General features: G+C 63.8%; 10 protein-coding genes and 1 pseudogene. 6 read left to right on the top strand and 5 right to left on the bottom strand.

Going from position 1 to position 12,226, the window contains the following annotated elements; translation table 11 throughout:
- Positions 1–115: 115 nt before the first annotated feature.
- The 3 genes from ASD03_RS33825 (at position 116) to ASD03_RS33835 (ending at position 2,831) form a co-directional block, all read left to right on the top strand.
- A complete protein-coding gene (locus ASD03_RS33825; protein ID WP_025425228.1) occupies positions 116–1,030 on the top strand; it encodes a polyprenyl synthetase family protein in 915 nt (304 codons plus the stop codon).
- 3 nt (positions 1,031–1,033) lie between these two features.
- Complete coding sequence (gene hisC / locus ASD03_RS33830) at positions 1,034–2,089, top strand: histidinol-phosphate transaminase (protein WP_025425229.1); 1,056 nt, start codon at positions 1,034–1,036, stop codon at positions 2,087–2,089.
- Between the two features lie 100 nt (positions 2,090–2,189).
- Complete coding sequence (locus tag ASD03_RS33835; protein ID WP_025425230.1) at positions 2,190–2,831, top strand: LysE family translocator; 642 nt, start codon at positions 2,190–2,192, stop codon at positions 2,829–2,831.
- Between the two features lie 103 nt (positions 2,832–2,934).
- On the opposite strand, the gene ispG is transcribed toward ASD03_RS33835, so the two are convergent.
- The 4 genes from ispG to ASD03_RS33855 all read right to left on the bottom strand — a co-directional run bounded on the left by ispG (position 2,935) and on the right by ASD03_RS33855 (position 6,757).
- Positions 2,935–4,188, bottom strand: a complete 1,254-nt coding sequence (ispG, locus tag ASD03_RS33840) for a flavodoxin-dependent (E)-4-hydroxy-3-methylbut-2-enyl-diphosphate synthase (RefSeq protein ID WP_025425231.1) — start codon at positions 4,186–4,188, stop codon at positions 2,935–2,937.
- Between the two features lie 188 nt (positions 4,189–4,376).
- A complete protein-coding gene (locus ASD03_RS33845) occupies positions 4,377–5,561 on the bottom strand; it encodes an MFS transporter (RefSeq protein ID WP_025425232.1) in 1,185 nt (394 codons plus the stop codon).
- Between the two features lie 30 nt (positions 5,562–5,591).
- The gene (locus ASD03_RS33850; protein WP_025425233.1) at positions 5,592–5,978 is read right to left on the bottom strand and encodes a glyoxalase/bleomycin resistance/extradiol dioxygenase family protein; all 387 of its coding nucleotides are present in this window, start codon (positions 5,976–5,978) and stop codon (positions 5,592–5,594) included.
- On the bottom strand, positions 5,975–6,757 hold the full coding sequence (locus tag ASD03_RS33855; protein ID WP_025425234.1) for a DeoR/GlpR family DNA-binding transcription regulator: 783 nt from the start codon (positions 6,755–6,757) through the stop codon (positions 5,975–5,977). Before ASD03_RS33855 ends, ASD03_RS33850 begins: the two co-directional genes overlap by 4 nt.
- 272 nt (positions 6,758–7,029) lie before the next feature.
- Between ASD03_RS33855 and ASD03_RS33860 the strand changes: the two genes are divergently transcribed.
- From ASD03_RS33860 to ASD03_RS33870, 3 genes are all read left to right on the top strand, one after another.
- Positions 7,030–7,803 (top strand): amino acid ABC transporter substrate-binding protein, encoded by a 774-nt coding sequence (locus ASD03_RS33860; RefSeq protein WP_025425235.1) that lies wholly within the window; start codon positions 7,030–7,032, stop codon positions 7,801–7,803.
- A 212-nt stretch (positions 7,804–8,015) separates the two neighbouring features.
- The gene (locus tag ASD03_RS33865; RefSeq protein WP_025425236.1) at positions 8,016–8,696 is read left to right on the top strand and encodes an amino acid ABC transporter permease; all 681 of its coding nucleotides are present in this window, start codon (positions 8,016–8,018) and stop codon (positions 8,694–8,696) included.
- Entirely contained in the window at positions 8,693–9,454 is a 762-nt protein-coding gene (locus tag ASD03_RS33870; protein WP_025425237.1) for an amino acid ABC transporter ATP-binding protein, read from the top strand. The genes ASD03_RS33865 and ASD03_RS33870 overlap by 4 nt, the downstream gene beginning before the upstream one ends.
- A gap of 438 nt (positions 9,455–9,892) precedes the next feature.
- On the opposite strand, the pseudogene pyc reads toward ASD03_RS33870, so the two are convergent.
- Positions 9,893–12,226: pseudogene (gene pyc / locus ASD03_RS33875) on the bottom strand (pyruvate carboxylase); the annotation flags it as partial.

Genomic DNA, 12,226 nt, shown 5'->3' on the forward strand with positions numbered 1-12,226 from the left:
TTGAACGGGCTTTCTGGCAAAAGGCAAGGCACTCACAGGTCTGTCCTCGACAAAGCGCACTGCCGCGACACGAAAGCCCGTTGAAAGCGCCTTTCGCGCATGTCAAAGAGCGCTCATGAGACAGGAAACACCGACCTTCGAGACCCAACTGAAACGCAACGCGCTCGCGATCGAGACGCTGCTGGGGCGCCTGCTGGGTTTGAGCATCGAACCCGACGAGATCGGCCGCCCGGAAAACCTGCTCGGCGCGATGCGTCACGGCGTCCTCAACGGCGGCAAGCGGTTGCGCCCGTTTCTGGTGATCGAATGCGCCAGCCTGCTGGGCGGACGCTTCGATGCAGCGCTGCGGGTCGGTGCGGCGCTCGAATGCGTCCACTGCTACTCTCTGGTCCATGACGACCTGCCGGCGATGGACGACGACGACATCCGGCGCGGCCAGCCGACCGTACACAAGGCTTTCGACGAGGCGACTGCGATCCTTGCCGGCGACAGCCTGCTGACCTTCGCCTTCGACATCATCGCATCGCCGGAGACGCCGCTTGCCGACGCACAGAAGGCGGCGCTTGTCCTCGCGCTGGCGCGTGCTGCCGGCCATGGCGGCATGGCCGGTGGACAGGCGCTCGACCTTGCGGCGGAGAAATCCACTCCCGACGAAGCCGGCATCGTCACCCTTCAGGCGATGAAGACAGGCGCGCTTCTGCGCTTTGCCTGCGAGGCGGGCGCGATCGTCGCCGGAGCAGACGCGAACGACCGTCACCGTCTGCGCAGCTTCGGCGAAAAGATCGGCCTTGCCTTCCAGCTCGCCGACGACCTGCTTGACCTCACCGCCGACGCCGAGACCATGGGCAAGGCAACCGGCAAGGATGCCGCACGCGGCAAGGGCACGCTCGTCGCGCTCCACGGACAGGCCTGGGCCGAGACCCGGCTGGAACAACTGGTGGCGGAGGCAGAGGCGCTGCTCGAACCCTATGGCGAGCGCTCGTCGATCCTTGCCGAAACCGCCCGCTTCATCGCCAATCGCAGGAATTGAATCGTGAGCAAATACTGGTCGCCCATCGTTTCGACGCTCAAGCCCTATGTGCCAGGCGAACAGCCGCGCATCGCCAACCTCGTCAAGCTCAATACCAACGAGAGCCCCTACGGCCCTTCGGACAAGGTTCTGAGCGCAATCACCGCAGCGGCCAACAGCGATCTCAGGCTCTACCCCGACCCCCTGGCGCTCCGCCTGCGTGAAACGATCGCGGCCCGTCACCGGGTCACCGCCGGCGAGGTCTTCGTCGGCAATGGTTCGGACGAGGTCCTGGCCCACATCTTTGCCGGGCTGTTGAAGCACGACGCCCCGCTGCTCTATCCCGACATCTCCTACAGCTTCTATTCGACCTACGCCCGGCTGTTTGCGATCGATGCCGTCGAAGTCCCGCTCGACACTCAATTCCGCATCGATCTAGCCGATTACGACAGGTCCTGCGGCGCCATCATCCTGCCAAACCCGAATGCGCCGACCGGCATCGGCCTGCCGCTTGCCGAAATCGAGCGGCTCGTTGCCGCCCACCCGGATCAGCCAGTTGTCATCGACGAGGCCTATATCGACTTCGGCGGCCAGTCGGCGATCGCGCTGGTGCCGAAATACGAAAACCTGCTGGTCGTCCAGACCTTCTCCAAGTCGCGTGCGCTCGCGGGCCTGCGCGTCGGCTTCGCCATCGGTCAGCGGCCGCTGATCGAGGCGCTGGAGCGGGTGAAGGACAGCTTCAACTCCTATCCGCTTGGCCGCCCGGCCCAGGCAGGAGCGACCGCTGCGATCGAAGACGAAGCCTGGTTCGAAACGACCCGCAAGAAAATCATGGCATCCCGTGAACGCCTCACCGGTCAACTCGCCGAGCGCGGTTTCGAGGTCCTCCCATCGCAGGCAAACTTCGTCTTCGCCCGCCATCCCGGCCATTCCGGCGACGCGCTGATGCAGGCGCTGCGTGAGCGTGCCGTGCTCGTGCGCCATTTCGCCAAGCCCAGGATCTCCGATTTCCTGCGCATCACCATCGGCACCGATGCCGAATGCGCCCGGCTGATCGAAGCGCTCGACGACATTCTCTGAGATCTGGTCCCGAGACGGGGGGCTCTCAGACTTGGCTCAGGCACTTGGCCGCGAAAGACACATTCGCTAAGGTCCGGCGATCCACGCCGGAGCCCTCTCCATGTTCGACCTGTCGCCATACCTTTCGCAACTCGCGGTCGCCTGGACGGCCTATATGATTGCGACCGCATCGCCAGGTCCGGCGGTGCTTGCAATCATCACCACCTCGATCAGCCAGGGGCGCAAGGCGGGCCTGGCGCTCGCCTTCGGCGTACTGTCCGGCAGCTACACCTGGGCGATGCTAACGGCATCCGGCCTTTCTGCGCTCATCGGCGCTTACGGACAGGCGCTGATCGTCCTGAAGATCGCCGGCGCCTGCTACCTGTTCTGGCTCGCCTACAACGCGCTACGCGCCGCCATGCGCGGACATGCGCCCCCAAAGGCGATGCCGGGCCAACCACAGGCGTTGCTGAAGAAGCACTATCTCAAGGGGCTCGGCATCCACCTGACCAATCCCAAGGCGATTTTCTCCTGGATCATGCTGGTCTCGCTCGGCATGCCCGCCGGCGCGCCGACGGCCGTGACCGCCGCCTTCATCGCCGGATGCATGCTGCTCGGTCTCGTGACCTTCTGCGGTTTTGCGATCGTGTTCTCGCTGCCGCCGGTGCATCGCGGCTATCTCAAGTCGCGACGCATCATCGAGAGCCTGATGGCAGGCTTCTTCGCTTTCGCAGGATTGAAACTGCTGACGACGCGGCTCTGAGCTAGAGCATTTCCAGGAAAAGTGTGAAGCGGTTTTCCGTCAGGAAATGCGTAGAAACAAAGAAACAGAGCACTTGTGTGATTCCGCTTAAACCGGAAACGCTCTATTCGGCCGCGGCCTGACCCTGGCCGTAACGCTTTTCGATATAGTCGGAAACGAGCGTCTCGAAATCGCCGGCAATGTTGGGGCCGCGCAGCGTCATCGCCTTCTGGCCGTCGATGAAGACGGGTGCGGCCGGCGTTTCGCCGGTGCCGGGCAGCGAGATGCCGATATCGGCATGTTTGCTTTCGCCGGGGCCGTTGACGATGCAGCCCATGACCGCGACCTTGAGGCCTTCGACACCCGGATATTTCTCGCGCCAGACCGGCATGTTGCGGCGGATGTCGTCCTGGATCTTCTGGGCGAGCTCCTGAAACACCGTCGACGTCGTGCGGCCGCATCCGGGACAAGCGGCAACGACGGGAATGAACTGGCGGAAGCCCATGACCTGCAGCAGTTCCTGCGCCACCTGCACCTCGCGGGTGCGGTCGCCGCCGGGCTCCGGCGTCAGCGAAATACGGATTGTGTCGCCGATGCCCTGCTGCATGAGAATGCCGAGCGAGGCCGACGAGGCAACGATGCCCTTGGTGCCCATGCCGGCTTCGGTGAGGCCGAGATGCAGCGCATGGTCCGAGCGCGTCGACAGCATGGCATAGACGGCGATCAGGTCCTGAACACCCGACACCTTGGCCGAAAGAATGATGCGGTTGCGCGGCAGGCCGATGTCTTCGGCAAGTTCGGCCGAAAGCAGCGCCGACTGCACGATCGTCTCGCGCGTCACCTGCTGGGCCGTCAGCGGAAACCCGTTCGCCTGGTTCTCATCCATCAGCCGCGTCAGCAGTTCCTGATCGAGCGAGCCCCAGTTGACGCCGATGCGCACCGGCTTGTCGTAGCGGATCGCCATCTCGACGATCTCGGCGAACTGCTTGTCCTTCTTGTCCTTGAAGCCGACATTGCCCGGGTTGATGCGGTACTTCGCCAGCGCCTCGGCGCAGGCCGGATGGTCGGCAAGCAGCTTGTGGCCGATATAGTGGAAATCGCCGACGAGCGGCACGTCGAGGCCGAGGCGCTCGAGCCGATCGCGGATCTTCGGCACCGCAGCCGCACTTTCGTCGCGGTCGACGGTAATGCGCACCAGCTCCGAGCCGGCCTTGTGAAGCGCCGCCACCTGCGCCACCGTTCCGTCGATATCGGCGGTGTCGGTATTGGTCATCGATTGGACGACCACCGGCGCACCGCCGCCGACTATGACTCCGCCGACATCGACGGCGACGGACGCGCGGCGGGGCTGCGGATCAAAATCAAAGGCGGCAGACATGAAGGCCTCTTGGTCCCCCAGGTCACGCCGGTGACCTGGTCTCATCGTTTCAGCGCGGGATGCAGACGGAAACCCGCATGGGTTTTCCCGTTCCGCTCCTGCTTTTCGTCCATCAGGTGGATGAGGAAAGCATCGTTGTCAACGGCGACATCATGCCCTGACGGCGATTTGATGGCAGGCGCCCGACCTCAATGGCCCTTTCCATGGTCCGCATGAACGGCATGGTGCGACAGCATCAGCACGACGATGAACAGCACCGGCACCGAGGCGAAGATGATCGCAAAGCCTGTATGTTCGGCGACGAAGCCGATCAGCGACGGTGCGAACAGCATGCCGGAATAGCCCATGAAGGTTGCGACCGAGAGGCCGATACCCGGCTGCAGGCCCGGCATGTTGCCGGCGGCCGAAAACGCGATCGGCACCATGTTGGAAATGCCGATCCCGGCAATCGCAAAACCGAGGATGGCGAGGTAGGCATTCGGCGCGAGGCCCGCCAGCACCATGCCGACAAGCGCTGTGACCGTGCAGATGCGCAGCGTCCGCTTGGCGCCGAAACGATCACGCACATGGTCTCCGGCAAAACGCATCGTCGCCATCGTCGCAGAGAAGGCGGCAAAGCCGAAGCCGGACAGTTCGACCGAAGCGCCGAGTTCGTTGCGCAGATAGAGCGCACCCCAATCGAGCACGGTTCCTTCCGGCACCATCGAAAACAGCGCCATGATGCCGATCAGCCAGGGAAGCGGCGTCATCGGCAGGCGCAGCTTTTCCTTGGTGGCGGCGGGGTGCGGCTTGTCGGCCAGGATCATCGGCCAGGCGATCGCGAGCACTGCCAGGCTGAGCAAGGTCACGACGATGACGTGCGGCAGAACGCCGAAGCGCGCCATCAGGAAGCCGCCAATGCCGGCACCGATCAGGCCGCCGAGGCTCCAATAGGCGTGGCAGGAGGACATGATGGCGCGGCGCATCGATTTTTCGACCTCGACCGCATTGGCGTTCATCGCCACGTCCATCGCGCCGACGAAGCCGCCGAGCAGGAACATGCCGACGGCAGCGGCCCAGACATTCGGCAGCAGCGTCAAAAGCAGGAGCAGCGGCGACAGCAGGATGGCGGTGACCTTGACGACCTTCTGCGAGCCGACCCGGGCGATAAAGCCGCCGGCGATCGGCATCAGCACCAGCGAGCCGACGCCGAACATCAGGATGAGCAGGCCGAGCACGCTTTCGCTGATGCCCAGCCGATCCTTGAATTCGGGGATCTTCGGTGCCCAGCTTCCGGTGACGAAGCCGTTCATCAGGAAGAGCAGCGACACGGCAAGCCGGTCGCGGGTCATGTAACCCTGCCGAACGGCGGTGGGAGCGGAACGTTGGTCCATGATTGTGCCTCTATGCCGGAAGCCGCCGGCTCAAATGGTAATTTCGATCAGATTGCCGTCGGGGTCGCGAAGCACCGCCTCGTAGAAGCCGTCGCCCGTCCACCGCGCCTGCGATACCAGAATGCCCTCAACCGAGGCCCGGGCCGCCATCGCGTCGACCGCCGCTCCGCTGCCGAGCGACAGGGCTACATGCGCGAGCCCCGTACGCTCGACGCCTTCGGGCTCGGCCGGAGCCACCCAAGGCCCCTCCATGATTTCGATTGCCGGCCCATCGCCAAAGGTCAGAAAGCGGGAGCGAAACCCCGGACGACGCCGGCTCTCATAGGCGTCTCCGACGCTCGCGCCGAAGAAACGCGACCAGAAGGACGCGACCCCCTCCAGATCCCTGGTCCAAAGAGCCACATGCGCGATGCTCATCGTTCGCTCCCTCCAGCCATGATCACGGTCGTCCCAGATGCCTCGAAGGCGGCGACGTGGTGCGCCGGCGCGTCGGCCTCCAGCACCAGCGTCGTCACCTGGTCGATGCCGACAACCGCGTGGGATGCGGCCGTGCCGAGTTTGTCGTTGGTAACGGCGACAAGCAGGGCGCGGCTGCGCGATGCGATCAGCCGCTTGAACTCGGCGTCCTCGAAAAAGATCGCCGTCAGGCCGGCATCAGCATCGGCGCCGCAGGTGCCGAGGATGCAAAGGTCGGGCCGAAGCTGTTCGATATCCCGTTGCGCCCGCGCGCCGACGGCAGCACCAACGGCGCGGTTGAGTGGGCCGCCGACGAGAATGAGGTCGATGCCCGGCTTCTCCATCAAGGCGGCGGCGATCAACGGCGTGTTGGTGACGATGGTCGCCTTCAGGTCCGGCTCGATACGCTGGGCGATAGCAAGATTGGCCGAGCCGGCGTCGAGGAATACCGTGCTACCGGGCGCTATGAAGCCGACCGAGGCGCGCGCCAGCGCGGCCTTGCGCTCCGGCGCCATCGCCACGCGCTGGCTGAGCGACAGGGCGCTTGGCGCAAGCGGCAACGCGCCACCATAGACCCGCTCGCACAGGCCGGCCGCGGCCATCTCGCGCAGATCGCGCCGGATCGTGTCTTCGGAGACCCGGAACTCGGCGGCAAGGTCGGCCGCCAGCACCCGGCCGTCGGCCTTCAGCCGTTCCTGGATGAGTGTCTTTCGTTCGCGAAGAAGGAGTTCCGTGGACATTTGGCCAATCGTGCATAAACGTGCATGAATCGATGTAAATGTGCATAGCGAATTTTGAAAGCGATTTCAACCGCGATCCGGCGACAAAATCGAAAAGGGCCAGATTTGCCGACAGGCGCGTGTTTCGGATGAAAATTCTACCGGTCCGGGGAAAAATCTTCACAAAAACGCTCAGCAATTGGAGTTTTATGCGCTCAAGCGGCGATTTTTTTATGAGATTCTCTCCTCAATCCGGACGACGGGCCGGAACACAAAAAAGATGGAAAGACAAGATGAAACTCCTCCCCACGCTTTTCGCCGCCGCCCTCCTGCAGGTTGCCGCCTTCGTCCCCGCTATGGCCGGTGAGAACCTCGACCAGATCAAGTCCGCCGGCGTGCTGAAGATCGGCACAGAGGGCACCTATGCGCCCTTCACCTATCACGACAAATCTGGCGCGCTCGTCGGCTTCGACGTCGAGATCGGCCAGGAAGTGGCCAAGAAGCTGGGCGTCAAGGCCGAGTTCCTGGAAGGCAAGTGGGACGGCCTGATCGCCGGCCTCGACGCCAACCGTTACGACGCGGTGATCAACCAGGTCGGCATCACCGAGGAGCGCAAGAAGAAGTACGACTTCTCCGAGCCCTATATCGCCTCCAAGGCCGTGCTGATCGTCAAGGGCGACGACGCCGAAATCAAGGACTTCGCCGACCTCAAGGGCAAGAAGTCCGCCCAGTCGCTGACGAGCAACTTCGGCAAGCTTGCGCAGGCTTCCGGCGCCGAGCTGGTCGGCACCGACGGCTTCGACCAATCGATCCAGCTGGTTCTGACCGGCCGCGCCGATGCGACCATCAACGACAGCCTTTCCTTCCTCGACTTCAAGAAGCAGAAGCCTGATGCCAACGTGAAGATCGCCGCCGAACAGGCCGACGCCGACTATTCCGGCATCATCATCCGCAAGGGCGAGCCGGAACTTCTCGAAGCCGTCAACAAGGCGCTTGCCGAAATCAAGGCCGACGGCACCTACGAGACGATCTCGCAGAAGTACTTCGGCGCCGACGTCTCGAAGTAACACCCGCCTGACATTAAGGCCGGCAGCTTCTCCCCCGGCCTTGCTCGCTACGGCGCCGCGCGTCGGACATGACGCGCAAAGGACGCGGTAACACTTCAAGCTCGCTGCATGCCCCCGCCTCAAACCAATTTCGATTTAAGGCATCATGCAGTATGAATCGCGATCCGTTCCGGCCTCCGGAGCGGATCGCGCTTTTTCGAAAGGCCCATCCCTTGCCCACCTGGCTTCAACTCATGCTGGATTCGCTGCCGTCCCTGCTTTGGGCCGGGCTGACGTTCACCATCCCGCTGACGCTGCTTTCGTTCATTCTCGGCCTGGCGCTTGGCCTGGCAACGGCCATCGCCCGCCTCTTCGGGCCGGCGCCCGTCGTTGCCGTCGCGCGGTTCTATGTCTGGGTCATCCGCGGCACGCCGCTGCTCGTCCAGCTCTTCGTGATCTTCTACGGCCTGCCGAGCATGGGTATCCTGCTCGACGCCTTCCCGGCCGCGCTGATCGGCTTCACGCTCAATGTCGGGGCCTATACCTCCGAGATCATTCGCGCGGTGATCTCCTCGGTGCCGCGCGGGCAATGGGAAGCGGCCTATTCCATCGGCATGAGCTGGAGCCAGGCGATGCGTCGCACGATCCTGCCGCAGGCAGCCCGCGTCGCCGTGCCGCCGCTGTCGAACACCTTCATCTCGCTGGTGAAGGATACCTCGCTTGCCGCCGCGATCACGGTTCCAGAGCTTTTCCAGACCGCCCAGCGCATCGTCGCCACCACCTACGAGCCGCTGATCCTCTATATTGAGGCAGCGCTGATCTATCTCGCCATGAGTTCGGTACTGTCAGCCCTGCAAGTGCGGCTGGAGCGCCGGTTCGCCCGCTATGGCGGCTTCCTGGAGGCCCGGACATGATCGAGCTTTCCCACATCGAAAAACGCTTCGGCGACAATCTCGTGCTGAAGGACATCTCCGTGACGCTGGCCGAAGGCACGGTTACGGCGCTGGTCGGCCCTTCCGGCGGCGGCAAGAGCACGCTCCTGCGCTGCATCAATCTCCTGGAGATCCCGACATCGGGCTCGATTCGACTTGGCGACGAGGCGCTGGACTTTCAGCCCGGGCGCAAGACCGGCTGGCAGGCGATCCAGCGCCTGCGCCGCCAGACCGGGATGGTGTTCCAGAATTTTCAGCTTTTCCCGCACCAGACCGCACTCGGCAACGTCATGGAAGGCCTTGTCACCGTGTTGAAATGGCCCGCCGACAAGGCGCGCGCCCGCGCCATGGAGCTGCTTGAAAAGGTCGGCATGGCCCATAAGGCCGATGCCTGGCCGGCCACGCTTTCCGGCGGCCAGCAGCAACGCGTGGCGATCGCCCGCGCATTGGCGCCGTCGCCACGCGTTCTTCTCTGTGACGAGCCGACCTCGGCGCTCGATCCGGAGCTGGCAGAAGAAGTCGTCGAAGTGCTGAGCCGGCTTGCCCGCGAAGGCACGACCATGGTGATGGCGACGCATGACCTGAGGTTAGCCTCGCGCGTCGCCGACAAGGTGGTCTTCCTCGACGGTGGCGTCATCGTCGAAAGCGGCGCGCCGAAGACGATCTTCTCGACGCCCGAGCGCGAACGCACCAAGAAGTTCATCGCCTCGCTGAGTGCGCCGCACAGCTACGACATCTGAGCGACGTTTGGGGGCCGATCGCCCGGGTGACTGATAGCGGGCCAGGGTCGGTGGAGGGCGAACTATCTCTCATTCGCCATTCTCCACCCTCTCCTCCGTCATCCTCGGGCTTGACCCGAGGATGACGGAGGAGAGGGTGGAGCTCACCGGCAAGAACTGCGTACCAAGGCGTCTTGAGGCGCGGCGGAGGGCCGTGCTTGCGGCTGGATCCTCGGGTCAAGCCCGAGGATGACGACAGGGATGGCGGCCTATCCCCTCTCACGAAAACGGCCGGACTCACGCCCGGCCGTTTCTATTTATTCTTGCCCGAAACCTCAGGCGCCGAAAACGATCAGCAGGTCCTTGGCATCGATCTGGTCGCCGGCGCGCACCAGAACTTCGGCAATCGTGCCGTCCTTCTCCGCATGCAAGGCCGTTTCCATCTTCATCGCTTCGATNGTCCTTGGCATCGATCTGGTCGCCGGCGCGCACCAGAACTTCGGCAATCGTGCCGTCCTTCTCCGCATGCAAGGCCGTTTCCATCTTCATCGCTTCGATCGACAGCAGCACGTCGCCCGCCTTGACCGCCTGGCCCGCGTGCACCGCGACCGTCGAGATCACGCCCGGCATCGGCGCGCCGAGCTGCGTAGCGTTGCCGGCCTCCGCCTTGCGGCGGATGGCGCTGGAAGCACCGCGGTTGCGATCGGGAACCTTGATCGGGCGCGGCTGGCCGTTGAGTTCGAAGAACACCTTGACCATGCCCTTCTCGTCTATCTCGCCCTGGGTCTGGTTGAGAATGACCAGCGTCTTGCCTTTTTCAAGGTCGGCGAACAGCTCCTCGCCCGGCGCCATGCCGTAGAAATAGGCCGGCGTCGGCAGCACGCTGACGGGACCATAAGTCTCCGCCGCCAGCGCATAGTCGGTGAAGACCTTGGGATACATCAGATAGGACGCGAACTCGTAGTCGTTGACCTCGCGTTCCAGCTTCTCTTCGATCGTCTTGCGCTCGGCATCGAGATCGGCAGCTTCGAGCAGCGAGCCCGGGCGAACCACATAGGCCTTTTCGCCCTTCAGCGCCTTCTTCTGCAGGCCTTCCGGCCAGCCGCCCGGAGGCTGGCCGAGGTCGCCCTTCAGCATCGACACAACCGATTCCGGGAAGGCGATGTCCTTGGCCGGGTTCTCGACGTCGGCAACGGTCAGGTCCTGGCTGACCATCATCAGCGCCATGTCGCCGACGACCTTCGAGGACGGCGTCACCTTGACGATGTCGCCGAACATCTGGTTGGCGTCGGCATAGGCCTGCGCCACTTCGTGCCAGCGGGTTTCCAGACCGAGCGAGCGGGCCTGCTCCTTGAGGTTGGTGAACTGGCCGCCCGGCATTTCGTGCAGATAGACTTCCGATGCCGGTCCCTTGAGATCGCTTTCGAAGGCGGCGTACTGATGGCGCACCGCTTCCCAGTAGAACGAGATGCGGCGGATCCATTCCGGATCAAGGCCCGGGTCCCGTTCGGAGCCGCGCAAGGCTTCGACGATCGAGCCGAGGCAGGGCTGCGAGGTGTTGCCGGAGAGCGAATCCATCGCCGCATCGACGACATCGACGCCGGCATCGACGGCAGCCAGAACGGTCGCGGCGGCAATGCCCGACGTGTCGTGGGTGTGGAAGTGGATCGGCAGATCGGTCGCCTCACGCAGCGCCTTGAACAGCACGCGGGCTGCAGCCGGCTTCAACAGGCCAGCCATATCCTTGACCGCGATGATATGTGCACCGGCCTTTTCCAGTTCGGCGGCAAGCGCGGTGTAGTACTTGAGATCGTATTTCGGCCGGGCGGCATTGAGAATATCGCCGGTATAGCAGATCGCCGCTTCGCAGATCTTGTTCTCTTCGGCGATCGCCTCCATCGAGACGCGCATGTTGTCGACCCAGTTGAGGCAGTCGAACACGCGGAAGACGTCGATGCCGCCCCTTGCCGCCTGGCGGACGAAGTATTTGACGACGTTGTCAGGATAATTCTTGTAGCCGACGCCGTTGGCGCCGCGCAGAAGCATCTGCAGCAAGAGGTTCGGCGCATCCTCGCGGATGCGCGCCAGCCGGTCCCATGGATCTTCGGTGAGGAAGCGCATCGAGACGTCGAAGGTCGCCCCACCCCAGCATTCGAGCGAAAACAGATTCGGCAGAGCCCGCGCATAGGTGCCGGCGACACGGGCGATGTCGTAGGTGCGCATGCGAGTGGCGAGCAGCGACTGATGGCCGTCGCGCATGGTCGTGTCGGTGACGAGCACCTGCGGCTGCGCCCTGACCCATTCGGCAAATTTCTTCGGGCCGAGTTGGTCGAGCATCTGCTTGGTGCCCGGCTTGATCTCGCCGCCGATGAACGGCACGACGGGGGCGGCGATCTCATCCGACGGACGCGGACGGCCCTTGGCTTCCGGATGGCCGTTGACGGTAACSTCGGCGAGATAGGTCAGGAGCTTGGTCGCGCGGTCCTGGCGGCGCACCTGCTGGAAAAGCTCCGGCGTCGTGTCGATGAAGCGCGTGGTGTAGGTGTTGTCGTGGAATTTCGAGTGGCTAATGATCGCTTCGAGGAAGGTCAGGTTCGTGGCCACTCCGCGGATGCGGAATTCGCGCAGCGCGCGGATCATGCGCTGGATCGCCTCGTCGGGGTTCGGCGCCCAGGCCGTCACCTTTTCCAGCAGCGGATCGTAGTAGCGGGTGATGACCGCGCCCGAATAGGCGGTGCCGCCATCGAGCCGGATGCCGAAGCCGGTTGCGCCGCGATAGGCAGTGATGCGGCC

This window comes from Ensifer sp. Root127, from assembly GCF_001425225.1.
GTDB lineage: Bacteria > Pseudomonadota > Alphaproteobacteria > Rhizobiales > Rhizobiaceae > Ensifer > Ensifer canadensis.

Excerpts from the sequence above, each read along its gene's own strand:
- ASD03_RS33860 (WP_025425235.1), top strand. The coding sequence starts at position 7,030 with ATGAAACTCCTCCCCACGCTTTTCGCCGCCGCCCTCCTGCAGGTTGCC.
- ASD03_RS33835 (WP_025425230.1), top strand. The coding sequence starts at position 2,190 with ATGTTCGACCTGTCGCCATACCTTTCGCAACTCGCGGTCGCCTGGACG.
- ASD03_RS33870 (WP_025425237.1), top strand. The coding sequence starts at position 8,693 with ATGATCGAGCTTTCCCACATCGAAAAACGCTTCGGCGACAATCTCGTG.
- ASD03_RS33825 (WP_025425228.1), top strand. The coding sequence starts at position 116 with ATGAGACAGGAAACACCGACCTTCGAGACCCAACTGAAACGCAACGCG.
- ASD03_RS33850 (WP_025425233.1), bottom strand. The coding sequence starts at position 5,978 with ATGAGCATCGCGCATGTGGCTCTTTGGACCAGGGATCTGGAGGGGGTC.
- ASD03_RS33855 (WP_025425234.1), bottom strand. The coding sequence starts at position 6,757 with ATGTCCACGGAACTCCTTCTTCGCGAACGAAAGACACTCATCCAGGAA.
- ASD03_RS33845 (WP_025425232.1), bottom strand. The coding sequence starts at position 5,561 with ATGGACCAACGTTCCGCTCCCACCGCCGTTCGGCAGGGTTACATGACC.
- ispG (WP_025425231.1), bottom strand. The coding sequence starts at position 4,188 with ATGTCTGCCGCCTTTGATTTTGATCCGCAGCCCCGCCGCGCGTCCGTC.